Source organism: Mesorhizobium sp. M1396 (genome assembly GCF_040317725.1).
Lineage (GTDB): Bacteria > Pseudomonadota > Alphaproteobacteria > Rhizobiales > Rhizobiaceae > Mesorhizobium.
Map to the genome: position 1 here is coordinate 77,398 of NZ_JAMYLA010000019.1, position 13,907 is coordinate 91,304.

Here is a 13,907-nt window from a genome sequence, read left to right on the forward strand (position 1 = left end):
TTGGTGGTTCCACGTAGAGGGAGTTACCCCGACGATAGGGTTGTTGCCCCGAATGAATACAGCACCTTACCACCGGTACCGTTCAACCCGGTTATGAGGCCGGTTTCGGAACCATCCAATAGGCGCCAACTAGTGATCAGCCGTTGCGACACCTGTCCGACACCTTGGGTGGTCTGGTCGTCGGTTAGGCCGATGAAGCCGGTGGGAATAACGCTCGGTGGCGGTACCCCGGTAAGAGTGGCGGCGCGATCAGCCAAAACTGCCACGTCACCGGACCGAATGCTGGCGGGCCAAGCAATTGTGTCTGAAGTACTAGTCGTCGTCGAAAACAGCGTAATGGACGTGACGGGACCAGCGGCGCCGCCGATGATGGGCGCCAATAGTCCTTCCATGAACTGCATCGGCTGATAGGGGTAAAACTGGCCGCTGTCGCCAAACATTAGCTGTTGAGACCTGCGGTTTGGGGCTGCTGCATTATCGGGGCAACGCCGGATATGCGGCCTTGCGCGTCCTTGATGACCTGTTTCGGCGCGGTCAGGGCTTGCGTGACTGCGATCATGAACTGCCCGAACTGCTCGCGCTGGGCGGCAAGTTCCTTCAGAACGGCCTCGCCGCCGATAGGATCGATTTGTATCGGGGGCGGCAGGATGCCCTGTGCGACTAGCGCCTGGTTCTGTTCCGTCGCGGCGCCAATCTGCTTCGACCGCAGATCAAACTGTTTTTCCTTCATCGTCATGTCGTGCTGTTCGCGCTTGAACTGCATATCCTGGGCCGAAGCGTCCTGTTTGGCCTTGAAGTCAGCAGCTTTTGCCGCCGCGTCCGCCTCTCGCGTCTTCGCTTCCGCTTCAGCCTTTTGTTGTTCGGGGCTAGGCTTTGGTGTCTCAGGCTGTGCGGCTTTCGCCTTGGCATCGGTGACCATCTTTTCCAGAACGTCTTCGACAGATTTGCCGAGATTGAACAGCCGCGAGTTGGCCGCGAAGATTTCGACGGCAACCTCTTTCGGCAGCTCGCCGGACTGAACCATTGGACCGACAGCCGCCCAATACGCGCCGGCACCCTGCAAGAATTCCGCTGCTTCGGCCTTCTGCCGCGACAGATCGGCCTTCACCGTCGAATCGCTTTCGACATCGATGCGGTACATGCTTGAAAGCTTCTGGGTGAGAAGCTGTTGAACACCTTGCATCTGCGCCAGCTTGCCCTGCCGGGCCTTCTCGGCCAGCTGGGCGGCTTGGGCTGCTTGCTGGTATTGCTGCTGCGTCTCAGGCGGGAGTTGCGCGCCTTGCGGCGGCGGCGGCGGTGGCTGAATGGGCGTGAGATCCTGTTGCGTTGGGATGATCTGGACGCCGGTCATCTGCTGAAGCGTCTCATGTGAGAACTTGGCCGGGATGATTTCGGACATCATCACGAACAGGTCGCGCGCGCCGCGTTCCATCATGCGCTGCATCTTCTGGATGCGAAGCGAGCCCCACTGTGTCTTGATCTGCTGGGCGCCAAGCGTCTCGCTCGCCTGGGAAGCGCCGCGAACGATGTCCGAAATCCCGGTGATTTCGTACACGGCCTGTTTGGTCTGGTCGCGGGCGGTGTACAGCTCGCGCAATACGAGAATGAACTTTTCCACCGGCCAGAACGCGACCGCACCAGCAAGCCCGCCATTGGCCGCCCAGATGTCCGCGTTGCCGATTGGGACAAATTCGGTGTCATCGGCAGCAAGCATGTTGGCGATATCGCCGGCATCGCTCGAGTACCAGCCTTTCACCTTCATATGGTTGGTGATGATGTTGATGCGCTTGGTGGTTAGGTCCAGCTCGTCCGCGAGCTTCGAATAGATCGAGAACGGGTTGACCGGCATGAGGCGACCGGTGAGTTCGATCGGCTGCACTGGCGTTGCGATCGGGAAGAAGTTCGTCAGGCCCAGCGGGTCATCAACCGTCTTCAGGACCACGCCTGTGTCGTCGATGAAATAAACCTTGCGGCTGGTCTTGCACCAGATTTCCCAGCCCGTCAGATCGCTATCGGATTCGCCGCGCGCCTTCCTCTCTGGGTCGGTCGTCTGCATGCCGATCATGGCTGCATCGAAGGCCGTATCTTCGTTCTCTCGCGAGACGACGAACCGGAACGACATCCATGGGCAATCGCTCCAGCGCTTGGCAGGGCCGTGACGAAAGTCGCGCCAGCTTACGGCCTCAAATTCAATGCGTTCGTTGGCCAGCCGCTCAGGCGGAGCAATTCCGCCGGCGCCTCGCTGATTGGGATCCACTTCGGTCGGCGCCAGCCCAGGCGTTCCGCCATCTCGTCCGCCTTCGCCATCATATCCGGCGCTCTCACTATCTCCAGAAGCTCCGGTTCCGTCAGCATTGGCCATGCCGGGGAGTTCATCCTTGCCGTCCTTTACAAAGTCGCTTTTGAACCGAAGCCGGACCACGCCGCGACCGGCCAGGAAGGCGTCTTGGGCCTCTGCTTCCAACTCGACCTGAAGTTTCGAATCGTCGACCTGAACCTTTATCGACCGCTCGATGATTTCGGCCACGTCCTTGCCGGCCGGATCTTCGTCGGCGAACCGGCGCCGAACGTCAGGCGCTGGCGGGCTGTTAATAACCGCCGGCACAATGGTCTCGACGTTGGCGTAGAGAATGTTGAAATCGTAGGTCGTGCCGAGCGCAGTCGACGTGGTGTAATCGCTGCTCGACGTTTCGCCCGTGAATGCTTTGACTGCCTTGTCGGCATCGTCCATCCATTGCTTTTCAAGCTTGCCGGCGGCTTCGACACGGTTCAGCCACTTGGCGCCCTCTTCACGAAGGGCCTTTCCCTGCTTCTGCTCTTCAGGCGCGCGCTTGTCTGGTCTGGTGGCCATGGCGGCACGATGCCGGGCCACGGCGCGAAAACATAAGCCGCTTGAAAACGCGAGGCAGAAGGAAGATCTGGGCCATTGGACCCCAACTTGCGCGCAGGCGGTCTAGCCTTCACTATGCAATTTATTGCGCGGAGGGAAAAATGGCTGACTATACATTCGACGTGCCAAGAGCACGAACCAGAGATATTTTCCGGTTCTTTGTTGAAGTTGGCCGATTGATGGGCGCGCCAAGTTTTAGCATTACTGAGATTGGGGCACCTGGCGCCACAACCGTAGCCCTATCCGACGATACCGGCCTCACCGAGAATGGCTTTTCAACATCTCAACTTTTCTCAGTATTTCAAGCGTCAGTCGGCGTACAAAATATTTCCTTAAGTTTGAGTCGGCCAGCTAGCGAAAAAGACGCTCTTTCCGATCGAATTCACTTTAGCAACAACGAGTCCGTCAAGAGCTTTAGCATTGAAAAAGTTCGCCGGATCAATGAGTTAGTCAGTGAAACGTTCCTCCCTGGTTGGGAGCCGGTGATTGGACTCTTCCATAACCAAAAGGCGTTCACGAACCTGATGAAATCTCATCAGACACTGCTTGGTCAGCTTCAAAGCACCACAGTAGGTATAACGGAACAGTTGACCGCCGCCAGGCTGGCACTCGAAACCGAATTCGCGGAAAGACGGTCTTTACTAGAATCTGAGATGCTGTCGCGATCCAACAAGCTTGACGAAGCCTCTGCTCAGCTACAACACGAAATAGCACACCGTGAGGAAGCGCTATTACAACGAACAAAAGAGCTCGACGATAGAGACCACATTCACGCGAGAAGAAAATTACGAGAAGACATTACCAAGGGCATTGAGACGAGATTGGCCAATGCCATTGTTCCAATGCGAACCTCCTTGATCGGTTGGGTCGTTTTCGCAATCTCCTTAGGAGTAGCGGGGTTTCTCGGGTGGGTATCGGTCACCAGCCTTGTTGAATATGTAGCTATCGCACAAGCGGCAGCCATTAAATCGCTCAATCCGGTGTCGGAATTCACCATCCAGCAAGGCTGGTTCCTGTTGGGGCGCGGTGCAATCACAGGAGCCCTGTCGGTTGCATTTTTAGTCTATGCAATAACTTGGTTGAAGAGCATCTATCATGCTGATGTCCGGGCGCAGCGGGAGCTCGAGCGGTATTCGATCGACCTGAATCGAGCAAGCTGGGCTGTTGAGACCATCATGGAAGCCAAGAAAGACGGAGGCACTATTCCCGACATCTTGGTCGCGGGCGTCTCACGTAATCTGTTTGACGGCGGAGCCGGCAAAGAGTCTAGCGCGCAATCCGATGGTCTCGGTTCGTTGTTACGGGCGTCTGCTAAAGCGAGGATTTCAACGAACGGCGCGGAGTTCGAAATTAATAGTCGAGGCGCAAATAGGCTGGCTAAGGAGTTGGAGGGCGAAGTCTAGCAGGCTCACTCGTCACTGGCCGGCTTGAACCTACGCACGATCATCTCGAACAGGATATCTGAGATCCACATGGCCGACACTCCAATCAGGAACGCGGCCGCAAGCGTCGTAGTGTCCTCGGCCGGATCAGGGATCGGCAGTCCTGTCGCTTTGAAATATGACACCACTGGCAGCGTGAGATAGGCGGCCGCCAAAGCGCCACAGACAGGCGATGCCACCATTTCGCGCAGCTTGTACCGATGCCGTGACAGAGCCCGCAGAATGCCGCCAGAGAGGCCTGCGACGAGCACGGGCGCCTTGATGCCCAGGAGGTCGAAGAAATCGTGCATCACGGCTTCCATCCGCACCATTCAACGCCCTTTGCATTGAACGAGTTCATTTGGTCGAGTTCGGCGCGGGTCATCACCTGGACGACTGCGAGGGTCGGCCGGCGGGCCGTGTTGTGGTCGCACCAGACTTTGCGCGGGTCGCTGGCCGGCGCCGTGCTCACGCACGCGGACAGGAGCAGAAACAGCGGGATTGTCAGCGCTTTATCCATCTGGTGGCCTCCGCTCGGGCTTGGTCGTCGGTCATGCCCGCAGCCGACCGTTCGGCCGCCGTTGCTTCCCTGTCCATTTCAAGGCGATCCTGAGCGGCGACAAGCTCTTTGGCCGCCTGCTTCGCCTTCTGGCTTGCCCGGCCTTTGGAATAGGCAGTCAACAGCCCCGCGAGTGCCGCGCCGGCCGCGATGAGATAAGGCCAAAACTTGGCAACGAGGGACAAAGCGAGCGCGCCCATCTCACATGTCCTTTGCGCGAACGCGGCGGGCAACTTCCGTGACGACGCCGGCGCCGATGACATAGAGCGGCAACCACCGCTCGGGGATGTACTGGTTGAACAGGCTCGGGTCCATGGCGGCAATCACCGCCAGCACTGCGCCCCCGAGCATCTGAAGCCGAGCCCATGCGATGGTCTCGGAATCCTTAAACCAGGCGCGGATATTGCTCCTCCACATGGTCACTTCCTCCTGAAGATTGCGCCGACGAGGGCATTGAGCAGACGGAAGAGCCAGTTCGTCTCGACGTGGGTTGCTGCTGGCGTTGCCGTGCCGGGCGGTGACGCGGTGATGCCTCCGGCCTCGGTGATGACGACGACGGCCGGCTTGTCGGGGAACAGTTTCGGAACTGGGACGTGCGCTGGCGAGGCAGGCTGCGTCGTCATCTTCAGCGCATCGGCGCGCACCGACCTGACGCGATCGGACCAGCCTCGGCCGAAGGTTTTCCATGTCGGCAACCGCTGGAGAAACGCCAGCCGCGCGTCGCAGAGCGCATCGATGATAACGCCGGCCGGCTTGGTCTTCACTGCCGCAATGGTGGCTGGGCCTATGCGGCCGTCCTGAGCAGCGCCGACAACCGATTGGAGGTACTTGGCCGCGCGACCGGGGCCGCTGTTCACGCCGAAGTCAAAGACGGCATAGTCAACACCATCGGGAAGCTCTGCCCCAACTACGGCATCCCAATACCTCCGGCGATAGCATGTCGAAAGCTGTTCGTCGGTGATGGCGCGCAACTCGGCCTTCGTGCCGCCAGGCTTGATATAGGCGCGGAAGGTAGCCAGGGTCACACCCTTCATGGTGGCGCCGCCGGGATCGGCCGGATTGTCCGACCAGAGCCCTTCGGATTTCAGAACGAGTGCGAGCGCGCGGGCGAAATTGCGGTCCATGGCTTCTTCCTCACAGCTTTGCGCAGGATGGAGGAACGTGGTGCGAAAAGGACAGACGCTTGATTTTCACTGTCGCTCGCCCGCTTGGAGTCTGGTATAGGCCCCTCTTCAAGGGGGGATATTACGTGAGCAAAGACTTAAGCAAAGAATACAGCCCCGCATTCTTTGAATCCCGCAGCCGGGAAGTTGATATTGCTGAAACGGTCCTGCGCCCTTTAATTGGCCTCCTGCGGCCGCAATCTATTGTTGACTTCGGAACAGCTACGGGGTCGTGGCTTGCCGCGTCAAAACGCCTTGGCGTGCAGCAGACAAGAGGAATTGACGGCCCTTGGGTGCCAGCTGAGCAAAGGCTCATTGCGCCACACGAATTCACCGAAGCGAATTTTGAACAAGATCTGCCCGACCTTGGCCGGTTCGATCTGGCCATTTCAGCAGAAGTGCTGGAGCATATCTCCGGCCCGGCGTCTCTCAGAGCCGTCGAGTGGCTATGCCGCAGTGCACCGGCTGTGCTGTTTTCTGCAGCTATTCCGTTTCAGGGCGGCATGCATCACGTCAACGAACAATGGCAAAGCCATTGGGCAAATGCCTTCGAAACATACGGCTTCAAAGCCTACGACATAATCCGACCGGTGATTTGGACTGATACGTCAATCCCCGTCTATTATCGGCAAAATCTGATCTTTTTGGCTGACGACGAGACCGCAAGAAATCACGGGCTCATTCCGGTCGCCCCTGCGTTCCTTGATCGCGTTCACCCTGAAGAGTACTTTTCAAAGGTGACAAAGCTAAAGCGGCGCACCATCACGGGGCGCATCAAATGGCTACTTGCCGGCATGGATCGGCCGGAACGTTCCACGCTCCCGCGAAAAAGCTAAGCCGCGAAAACGGCGATGAACACGCCGGGCATATCGACGCTGGTGCCATTTGAGGCTGTAGTTCTAATGCGCACCGATCCGGTGGCCCTGCCGCCATTCCTGACGCTCACAATTCTGGTTTCGGTGGGGAATGCAGACTCCGCTTCACCCGACGCAACGACCGAGTAATTCGTGTCAGCAAAGGCGTTAGTGAAATTGATCGTGTAGTCACCCGTCCCATTGTCGGTGACGGACGAGACGTTGAAGCTGCTCTGGATAGCCACCACGCCTGTACCGTTGAAGCTGACCCACGCCTTGGCCCCGACAGTGCTTGGCGGTGTGAACCACTCTGGCGCGGTCGCGCCGGCATTCATGCGCAACTGCTGGCTTGCTGTGCCCTTGGCAAGCCGTGCCAAAGACTTTCCTCCGGTGGCATAGAACACATCGCCGGTAGCGACAGAGGCAGGGAGCGGCGCGAAGATTTGCGTTGCCGCCCCGTCACCAACGACAATCACGTTGTCGTCGGTGTCCCACTGGATATCGCCTTCTGCCGTAGGCGCGGGCGCGGCGCTTTGCTTCAGGGTCAACGTTGGCGTGACGATGGCTGCAGACGCCGGGATAGCGATGGCTGTGCCATTCGCACGCTGGTAGCCGACACAGGCCCAATTGCCACTGCCGAGCGATCGGAGCGTCATGATATCGCCGGCCGCAGTGATGATGTTCGCGGCTCCAGGCAGGATCAGGCTTATTGCATTGTGGGTCAGCGTGAGAATGCCGGCGAATGTCAGGACACGCACGGCGCCGGCCCCAACAGTGCCGAAGCCGGTAATCGTCACGGTCCCCGTGATGGTGATCGAAACGCCCGTTGCAGCGGCCAGATTGACCGTGGCAGCGGATGCGATGTTGGCGCCTGCCGTGTTCAGGTTGTCGCTGCCGCCGACCGCTGTCGTTGCGCCTGTGCCACCTGCCGTCTGCGGCCGGGCTGCATTGGCGTCTACAACGAGGTCATCGACCAGCGCGTTGTATTTCGCGCTTTCGATCGTGGTGTTTGGCGTCCCAGCGGTCCCCGGAGGGGCCGAATATACTCCACCAGCGCGAGGCATAGCCGCTCCAATTCTATTGGTCGGCGCTAGGGTGCTGGTGCCTCTACGAAAAGATAAGCCGTTTGAATTAGGACCGGGCTCCAGTGCGGGTTTTTGTTGCTATTCCCCTACAGCTGGGTAGGCCGAATAAGCAGCCGCGCCTCTCGCAATAGCGAGGACCAGTTGCCAATGCCCAAGAGGCTTACTAGCTCGCGGGCCTGTTCGAGAGTGACGCCTGTTTCTTTCGCGAGGCGCAGAACGGCCGGGCCGTCCATTGACTGTGGCCGATTCGCGTCTGACATTGTGAGGTCGTCCTCTGCAATGGCAACGCCTACCACAGAAAACGACCTGATTGTAGGTGCCGGCCTGTCCCATGGTTTGGCCGGGTCCATCAAACACATGATCGCCTACCGTTTCCCGCGCCTCCGCCTCACCATGGCGTCAACGGCATCCTTCACCGACTGATTGCTGCGGATCGACCCGTCCGGCATCGCCTGATAGGTGCCAGGATCGCCGGCCGGCTTTACCACTGCCACGATGGCTTCGCGCCATGCCAAGCCCAGATACCGGAACGCGGACGCATAATGCTCCGCCCAGTTCTTCACCGGCACATCGCGGAAGGCTTTCTTGTCGTCATCCCATTCGCGGCGGAATGCCTTCAGGCCCTCGATGCCATCGGCGACACGCTCATTGTCGGCGAAGCGAGCCAGCTTGATCGTCTGGCGGCCGGCGTTCACGCCATCGGCAAAGCTCGCGATGCCTACCATCTTCGGCTTGCGGCCATGATCCTTCAACGTTTGCAGTCTCGTGCGAGCTGTTCCCCACTGCGGATGCAGTATGTCATGTGGAACGTAGTCATTGCCCTTGTAACCCTGGTTATCGAGCCATTTGCACCAGTCGGCCAAGTCTTCGCTGTCGGGTAGGTAGAAATCGACAATGATGGGCGTGCCGTCGATGACCTGAAAACACCAGATCGGGTTGTTGGACGCCTTGCCCAGATCCCAGACCGTGTGAACGGGATAGGCCGGGTTCACCGCGATCGGTCGACCAATCCGGCCCTCACGCTCTGCCTTGGTTACCTCGGCACCCCAATACGATCCGACTAGCGCGCCCGCGAACGAGCAATAGAACTCCTGGTCAATCAGGAGGTCGGCAATCTCTTTGCCGAACAGGCCGGTGTAAATCACCCGCTGCTCTTCAATGTCCTCTTCCGATATCGCCTGGGTGGCGTCGACGCCCAAGACTTCAGTAAACCATCCGCGCGGATTGGACTGCGGGTGAAAGACATTGCCCTTTGTCGCGTCGAGCATTCCTTTCGCGTGATTGTTGCCGCGCGGCGTGGTGATGAACGAGGCCCAGCCGCCGTTCTCCGCCAAGATCGGCGACAGGTATGCCCACGCGGACGGGTTCGCCAGCGCCCATTCGGAAAAGGTCACACCGACCGGCGGCGAGCCTACGAGGCTGTTGAAGTTGTCCGATCCAACAACCTGAAATGTTGCCTGGACCTTGAACCGAATGAACATCTCGTTGTCATTCATGTTTTCGATCAAGGCTTCTGGGAACGCCTCGAACAGGCGGCGCTTGCCAGTATGCGGGTTGACCGCGTTCCAGATCGCTTTGCGCGCCTGTGCGGCCTCTGGCAACATATGCCAATACGTGCCGGGCCGCTCATGAGCAGACACGGCATGCATGTTCAGGTTTATTTCGTCCTTGCCGGCACGGCGGTGCCATATCAAGAGCTGGCGCCTACACCCTTGCTCCCATGTGTCCCATGCCTTCTTCTGATACCAGCGCGGGCGCCAGCCAGCGTTAGGAAGCTGGATTGTCGGCATTCGCCTGCGCTTCCTGATCCGCCAGCTTCAACACCTGAACCACCAGCGGGCCGCCCTCGCCGTCTGTCAGAGCGACTTTGGCACCGTACTTCTTCGGCCGCATGCGCTCCGCAATCCATTTGCGCGTGTCAATGCGCAGCCGCGACCGCTGGATGTTCTCGCTATTGAGCTGTTCGGATGTCGACCCGTCCGCATTTGTCTTGGTGATGTAGTCGTTGCTGCCATCGTCGGCGATGTCGGGCATTTCGTCGACATGACCGTCAGCCTGGAGTTCGCGCGCGCGTGTGTACTGGTCGCAAAATGCCGCGCGCGCGGTATCAAGCAGCCATCGCAACACAGTCGACTTGTCGGGCATGTCATCGGCGAGACAAATCGAGCGGAGGCTTTTTCCCTCTGCCAAGCGCTGGCAAATGGTGTCGGCTATCTCTTGGGTGAATTCACTTGGCCGTGCCATTGTCCGACTCCTTCAGCCTTATCTGGACCAGCCGGACATTGATCCCGAGCCGTTTCGATATCTCTCGGCATGACAGGCCCATCGCCTTCATGTCGCTGATCGACTTCCGCCGCTGTAAGGCGAGTTGCCGGCCTCGATGCTTGAACGGCCGCTTTACCCGGACATCGCCCTTTGCTTTTGCCCGTGCCACGTACTGAACGACTGTCGTCACTGAAATGTCTAGACACTCCGCAATCGTCTCGTAGGTCGACATTTCCTGATACATGTCGAGCGCCTTGTTACGGCGCCTGGTCACGATGTCGACGACCTTCCCGCCCCTCTTATTGAAGGACGAGTAGGCGTAGAAAGGCATCGAGGCGCCACGAGGACGTCGGTTCATCTGGGCGGCATTCATCCTGGTAACTGCCCGGACCGATTGTTCGCCTGAGGTCGCCGCAGGGTGAGGATTTCACTGGGGGTTGAAGGCGACCGATTAACCGCTGCGAATGGGAGGACAGGGTTGATGTAGTGGTAATCCGCGAACGTGTTTGATGCGATCACCAGCCGATCATTCTCGACACGGCAAGTCAGAGATTTGAAGGGTGATCCTGTGTTTTTGCCCCATCTCTCCAGAAGAGCCAGGTTGTTCGGGGTGAAGAAACTCTGCGACCTGATTAGCAGGAAGGAAAGCTCATCCAACCGTTCAGGCAGCATGTCGGCTGACGAAGCTCGAATGAGTATTTCCTCTTCGTGGTCGCTGTCCAAATCCTCACTGCGCCATATCGGCAAATCCCGCTTCAGATCCTCAGTATCACGCTGAAGGCTCAACAGCTGCTGATACGGCACATATGGGCGGCCCCAGAATTCCGAACCGTAAGCGACGCCAAGAACGTCGGTGGTTATTACCGCGTTGCCGTTGGTGTCTTTGATGCCGCTATCCACCTGGATTTCTATTCGGCCGCTGTTCCGAGACAGTTCGCGCGATAGAAACTTCGAAAGGCCCGAAGCCTTCTTATCGATGTCGGCCCGCAAATCCTCCAGCGCCCTCGCGTGCTCAACAAGGGAGTTTGCGAACTTCGCGATCCTGTCGACATTGTCTGCCAGTGACCCCCACCGACGCAGAAGGTAGCGAACCCGAGCCTCCTTCCGATATCGCTCTTCGGCTATGTCGAACTCGCCCTTGTAGTGCCGCTTAGCGCACTCATGGCCAATGAATCGAACGACGCGCTCCTCGGGGAAGAAGGCCATTCGGCCGAGTTTAAACCAGGGGTCCGTTGGGTGACATATAGGACAGGGCACCATGTCCTGATCATCACGTTTGAAAATTGGCACCTCGATCTCGCCGGACAATAGTCGCAGCGTGCCAATCATTTCAGGCTTGGTGGTTGTCACGTTCTCGAAACGCTCCGGATGCCCCGTCGCGTTTGTAAACTCTAGCCACCGGTCAACATAGTCATCCGATGGCTTCTCATCGAATACAGGAAAGGAAACAAGTGCGTTCGTCATTGAGGCAAACCTTTCGAGGCTAGATAGTCGTCGATATTTACAAGCCGCACAGCTGATGCAGGCCCGAAAGTGCCGAGCACCGAGGTCTCGAAGGCCCTCTTGCCTTGTGGATCGAACTTCGCCGACGCTCCCTTCCGCAACCAGCCTGGGGCCTTTGCAGCGTTGATCTTCATGCGGTTCTCAGCCTTGCGCTGTTTTTTCGCCTCCCGCTTTGCCTTGCGAGCTTCATTTCGTTTCGGGTGAATTGGCGCCGGGCCACTCGACAGGATCTTGGTTGATATCCAGTCAGCCCGCTTTTCAGCCGGCGATATGGGCGAGCCTTCCAGCCGATCGGCCGCCCGCCATGCTTCCGCGTTCGTGGGGAAAGGGCCGGCCAGTGTTGCCGCACCGTCAACCACGACGAACCCGTCTGCTGTCTCAATCACCGTCATGCGGCATCCCCATCGATCCGGTGCGGAGCTCGCTGAAGATGGTGCTGAACAGCGTCGCTGAAGGTTTCAATGTTCCCCCGGATTTCCGCCTCAGAAAATCCAGCCTTGCCGAGTTGGCCAACGATGCCGGCGACGGTCTGGCGCCAGTAGCGATCAGCGCCCCGGCCCTTCAGGCCGGCCAGAATCTTGGCGGTCTTCCGGATTTTGCCAACCCGGCACCGCATCGGGAAGCAGATCACAACGCATGGCATGGTGAAGCCCTCCAAGCTTTAGGGCCGTCAGCGGCCCCAATGTAAGGGGATATGCGGTCGCATTGCTTCGCGACGAAAATTTTTCTGGATCGAGCGTTTTTGGGGTGAAAGGGCATCAGGCAGCCCTCTCGCGTGTGTAGACGCTAAGGTTCGAACCCTCGGAGCCCCTTTTATCTTCTAAGGTATCACCTAAGGTTTGTTCATAAGGTATAAGGGTGGCCACATGATTACCCGTCGAAGTGGCTGTCTGATTACCTATGGAGGTAACCACTTGATCACCTCTCGAAGGCAATGGTGACCGTACGATTACCTTGCGCAAAAGCTGTTGATGGCGATCGAATGTGTACTCGTCTAGCAGGCTTAGCACGTCGATCGCCCACGAGAAATTCAGAAGATAGACCTGCGCTCTTCTTGCGGAGCGTCCGATGAATTCCTGTGAATCCGCAGGAAGGACGTGTAGCGGAGCGCAACCAAGCGCCCCGCCTTGCTTGAGCATGCCAACCCATTTCGAAACCGTTTCCGGCGCCGACCCGAGCTGCTGGGAAAGCGTTTCCCTGGTTGGGAAAGCGCAATGGACCTTTTCGTTGTAGAGGTCCATCAAAGCCCAGGCCGTGCGCTGGACACCGGGCGACTCGCGAAAGCCAGGGAAGAAGCGGCAGGCCTTGCCCCAATCGTACTTGTCTACCATCAGTGTGCCCTCGCCCGGATCAGCGCCGCTTGCCGGCAGGCCTCAACCGCATCTTTGAGTGGCAGCGAGAACCGCTCCTGAAGCTGGGGAATGATTGCCTTTGACCGATCGGCCGACCCGGTAGCCAGCCAAGTGGCGGCGAGGTCGACCGGGCTTTCGGAATTGCTGGCGTCGCCGCTCATGCGACCACCGATGACGTTGCCTCTTCAAGGATCGTGCAAGGCGTTTCGATTCTGAATCTGCCATGGACGCCGGAAAATTCGCCACTGTGGGCTTCTCTCTGCATCGAGATGACGAAGCCTTCGCGGCGCAGGAGATAGACTGCATGCGAGACACGTACCCCGGCCGGCAATTCGACTGTTGTGACACCGCGCGTACCAGCCTTGATCAATACCCGCGCCATCCAGGCCGCCCGGCCCGCTAGGCGTTTGGTCCTGCCATCGGGTTCAATGCGAACCGTGACTGTGGACTTCTTCGGCGCCCGTACATTTTGTGAATTAACGCCGGCCCCGGCGCCTGCTATGTCCTGCATTGTCTGTTTTCCTTTTTCGGATCCCTGGGAGGGGTTGTGAAAATTAAGGGGCAGATTGCTTGAGCGGTCTGCAAACCGCTCAAGCTTCCTTCTTTCCTTCGGGAAGGCTATCGAGCCAAGCTTCCGCATCTACCCTGCGGATCAGGGTCTTCCTGCCGGCCTTCTTGTAAGGTATGCGGCCTGCCCGCATTTCCTCGTAAAGCAGTGAGCGACCTACACCGAAGGCGGCACAAAATCCCGCCACGGTAAAAGCGTTTGGACTTACTTCCATCTGCATTTCCTTTCTCTAGTTACGCACCAAAGA

20 protein-coding genes are annotated in these 13,907 nt (G+C 58.4%); 2 read left to right on the top strand and 18 right to left on the bottom strand.

Features of this window, described 5'->3' with window-relative positions; all coding sequences use genetic code 11:
* Positions 1-23: 23 nt before the first annotated feature.
* Positions 24-440, bottom strand: a complete 417-nt coding sequence (locus NKH02_RS14970) for a hypothetical protein (protein WP_352879701.1) — start codon at positions 438-440, stop codon at positions 24-26.
* A complete protein-coding gene (locus tag NKH02_RS14975; protein ID WP_352879703.1) occupies positions 440-2,731 on the bottom strand; it encodes a hypothetical protein in 2,292 nt (763 codons plus the stop codon). Before NKH02_RS14975 ends, NKH02_RS14970 begins: the two co-directional genes overlap by 1 nt.
* Before the next feature lie 260 nt (positions 2,732-2,991).
* Between NKH02_RS14975 and NKH02_RS14980 the strand changes: the two genes are divergently transcribed.
* A complete protein-coding gene (locus NKH02_RS14980; protein WP_352879705.1) occupies positions 2,992-4,293 on the top strand; it encodes a hypothetical protein in 1,302 nt (433 codons plus the stop codon).
* A 5-nt stretch (positions 4,294-4,298) separates the two neighbouring features.
* Here the strand turns inward: NKH02_RS14980 and NKH02_RS14985 are convergent, their stop codons facing one another.
* From NKH02_RS14985 to NKH02_RS15005, 5 genes are read right to left on the bottom strand one after another with little or no spacing between them, the layout of a single operon-like run.
* Positions 4,299-4,622, bottom strand: coding sequence for a hypothetical protein (locus NKH02_RS14985; protein WP_352879707.1), 324 nt, complete (start codon positions 4,620-4,622; stop codon positions 4,299-4,301).
* Entirely contained in the window at positions 4,622-4,831 is a 210-nt protein-coding gene (locus tag NKH02_RS14990; RefSeq protein WP_352879709.1) for a hypothetical protein, read from the bottom strand. Before NKH02_RS14990 ends, NKH02_RS14985 begins: the two co-directional genes overlap by 1 nt.
* Positions 4,816-5,070: a hypothetical protein gene (locus tag NKH02_RS14995; protein WP_352879710.1), complete on the bottom strand. Its 255-nt coding sequence runs from the start codon at positions 5,068-5,070 to the stop codon at positions 4,816-4,818. Before NKH02_RS14995 ends, NKH02_RS14990 begins: the two co-directional genes overlap by 16 nt.
* Position 5,071: 1 nt before the next feature.
* Positions 5,072-5,287: a hypothetical protein gene (locus NKH02_RS15000; protein ID WP_352879711.1), complete on the bottom strand. Its 216-nt coding sequence runs from the start codon at positions 5,285-5,287 to the stop codon at positions 5,072-5,074.
* A gap of 2 nt (positions 5,288-5,289) precedes the next feature.
* Complete coding sequence (locus NKH02_RS15005; protein WP_352879713.1) at positions 5,290-5,994, bottom strand: glycoside hydrolase family 108 protein; 705 nt, start codon at positions 5,992-5,994, stop codon at positions 5,290-5,292.
* Positions 5,995-6,119: 125 nt separating this feature from the next.
* On the opposite strand from NKH02_RS15005, the gene NKH02_RS15010 reads away from it, so the two are divergent.
* Complete coding sequence (locus NKH02_RS15010) at positions 6,120-6,869, top strand: methyltransferase domain-containing protein (RefSeq protein WP_352879714.1); 750 nt, start codon at positions 6,120-6,122, stop codon at positions 6,867-6,869.
* Here NKH02_RS15010 and NKH02_RS15015 read toward each other — a convergent pair.
* From NKH02_RS15015 to NKH02_RS15065, 11 genes are all read right to left on the bottom strand, one after another.
* Positions 6,866-7,951: a hypothetical protein gene (locus tag NKH02_RS15015; protein ID WP_352879716.1), complete on the bottom strand. Its 1,086-nt coding sequence runs from the start codon at positions 7,949-7,951 to the stop codon at positions 6,866-6,868. The genes NKH02_RS15010 and NKH02_RS15015 overlap by 4 nt on opposite strands.
* Before the next feature lie 386 nt (positions 7,952-8,337).
* The gene (locus tag NKH02_RS15020) at positions 8,338-9,762 is read right to left on the bottom strand and encodes a hypothetical protein (RefSeq protein ID WP_352879718.1); all 1,425 of its coding nucleotides are present in this window, start codon (positions 9,760-9,762) and stop codon (positions 8,338-8,340) included.
* On the bottom strand, positions 9,740-10,216 hold the full coding sequence (locus tag NKH02_RS15025) for a terminase small subunit-like protein (RefSeq protein WP_352879720.1): 477 nt from the start codon (positions 10,214-10,216) through the stop codon (positions 9,740-9,742). Before NKH02_RS15025 ends, NKH02_RS15020 begins: the two co-directional genes overlap by 23 nt.
* A complete protein-coding gene (locus NKH02_RS15030; protein WP_352879721.1) occupies positions 10,200-10,595 on the bottom strand; it encodes a hypothetical protein in 396 nt (131 codons plus the stop codon). Before NKH02_RS15030 ends, NKH02_RS15025 begins: the two co-directional genes overlap by 17 nt.
* An 11-nt stretch (positions 10,596-10,606) precedes the next feature.
* On the bottom strand, positions 10,607-11,701 hold the full coding sequence (locus NKH02_RS15035) for a hypothetical protein (RefSeq protein ID WP_352879723.1): 1,095 nt from the start codon (positions 11,699-11,701) through the stop codon (positions 10,607-10,609).
* The gene (locus NKH02_RS15040) at positions 11,698-12,132 is read right to left on the bottom strand and encodes a hypothetical protein (protein WP_352879724.1); all 435 of its coding nucleotides are present in this window, start codon (positions 12,130-12,132) and stop codon (positions 11,698-11,700) included. The genes NKH02_RS15035 and NKH02_RS15040 overlap by 4 nt, the downstream gene beginning before the upstream one ends.
* Entirely contained in the window at positions 12,129-12,383 is a 255-nt protein-coding gene (locus NKH02_RS15045) for a DUF6074 family protein (protein WP_352879726.1), read from the bottom strand. Before NKH02_RS15045 ends, NKH02_RS15040 begins: the two co-directional genes overlap by 4 nt.
* Positions 12,384-12,498: 115 nt before the next feature.
* Positions 12,499-13,071: a helix-turn-helix domain-containing protein gene (locus NKH02_RS15050; RefSeq protein ID WP_352879727.1), complete on the bottom strand. Its 573-nt coding sequence runs from the start codon at positions 13,069-13,071 to the stop codon at positions 12,499-12,501.
* Positions 13,071-13,253: a hypothetical protein gene (locus tag NKH02_RS15055; protein WP_352879729.1), complete on the bottom strand. Its 183-nt coding sequence runs from the start codon at positions 13,251-13,253 to the stop codon at positions 13,071-13,073. The genes NKH02_RS15050 and NKH02_RS15055 overlap by 1 nt, the downstream gene beginning before the upstream one ends.
* A complete protein-coding gene (locus tag NKH02_RS15060; protein ID WP_352879730.1) occupies positions 13,250-13,603 on the bottom strand; it encodes a winged helix domain-containing protein in 354 nt (117 codons plus the stop codon). The genes NKH02_RS15055 and NKH02_RS15060 overlap by 4 nt, the downstream gene beginning before the upstream one ends.
* Before the next feature lie 79 nt (positions 13,604-13,682).
* The gene (locus NKH02_RS15065; protein WP_027036524.1) at positions 13,683-13,874 is read right to left on the bottom strand and encodes a helix-turn-helix domain-containing protein; all 192 of its coding nucleotides are present in this window, start codon (positions 13,872-13,874) and stop codon (positions 13,683-13,685) included.
* Between the last annotated feature and the right edge of the window lie 33 nt (positions 13,875-13,907).

Bases quoted from the DNA above. Each gene is read 5' to 3' on its own strand.
- NKH02_RS15055 (WP_352879729.1), bottom strand. From the start codon at position 13,253: ATGAGCGGCGACGCCAGCAATTCCGAAAGCCCGGTCGACCTCGCCGCC.
- NKH02_RS15000 (WP_352879711.1), bottom strand. From the start codon at position 5,287: ATGTGGAGGAGCAATATCCGCGCCTGGTTTAAGGATTCCGAGACCATC.
- NKH02_RS15025 (WP_352879720.1), bottom strand. From the start codon at position 10,216: ATGGCACGGCCAAGTGAATTCACCCAAGAGATAGCCGACACCATTTGC.
- NKH02_RS14995 (WP_352879710.1), bottom strand. From the start codon at position 5,070: ATGGGCGCGCTCGCTTTGTCCCTCGTTGCCAAGTTTTGGCCTTATCTC.
- NKH02_RS15020 (WP_352879718.1), bottom strand. From the start codon at position 9,762: ATGCCGACAATCCAGCTTCCTAACGCTGGCTGGCGCCCGCGCTGGTAT.
- NKH02_RS14985 (WP_352879707.1), bottom strand. From the start codon at position 4,622: ATGCACGATTTCTTCGACCTCCTGGGCATCAAGGCGCCCGTGCTCGTC.
- NKH02_RS15045 (WP_352879726.1), bottom strand. From the start codon at position 12,383: ATGCCATGCGTTGTGATCTGCTTCCCGATGCGGTGCCGGGTTGGCAAA.
- NKH02_RS15030 (WP_352879721.1), bottom strand. From the start codon at position 10,595: ATGAACCGACGTCCTCGTGGCGCCTCGATGCCTTTCTACGCCTACTCG.
- NKH02_RS15005 (WP_352879713.1), bottom strand. From the start codon at position 5,994: ATGGACCGCAATTTCGCCCGCGCGCTCGCACTCGTTCTGAAATCCGAA.
- NKH02_RS15065 (WP_027036524.1), bottom strand. From the start codon at position 13,874: ATGGAAGTAAGTCCAAACGCTTTTACCGTGGCGGGATTTTGTGCCGCC.
- NKH02_RS14970 (WP_352879701.1), bottom strand. From the start codon at position 440: ATGTTTGGCGACAGCGGCCAGTTTTACCCCTATCAGCCGATGCAGTTC.
- NKH02_RS15015 (WP_352879716.1), bottom strand. From the start codon at position 7,951: ATGCCTCGCGCTGGTGGAGTATATTCGGCCCCTCCGGGGACCGCTGGG.
- NKH02_RS14990 (WP_352879709.1), bottom strand. From the start codon at position 4,831: ATGGATAAAGCGCTGACAATCCCGCTGTTTCTGCTCCTGTCCGCGTGC.
- NKH02_RS14980 (WP_352879705.1), top strand. From the start codon at position 2,992: ATGGCTGACTATACATTCGACGTGCCAAGAGCACGAACCAGAGATATT.
- NKH02_RS14975 (WP_352879703.1), bottom strand. From the start codon at position 2,731: ATGGACGATGCCGACAAGGCAGTCAAAGCATTCACGGGCGAAACGTCG.
- NKH02_RS15060 (WP_352879730.1), bottom strand. From the start codon at position 13,603: ATGCAGGACATAGCAGGCGCCGGGGCCGGCGTTAATTCACAAAATGTA.
- NKH02_RS15050 (WP_352879727.1), bottom strand. From the start codon at position 13,071: ATGGTAGACAAGTACGATTGGGGCAAGGCCTGCCGCTTCTTCCCTGGC.
- NKH02_RS15040 (WP_352879724.1), bottom strand. From the start codon at position 12,132: ATGACGGTGATTGAGACAGCAGACGGGTTCGTCGTGGTTGACGGTGCG.
- NKH02_RS15035 (WP_352879723.1), bottom strand. From the start codon at position 11,701: ATGACGAACGCACTTGTTTCCTTTCCTGTATTCGATGAGAAGCCATCG.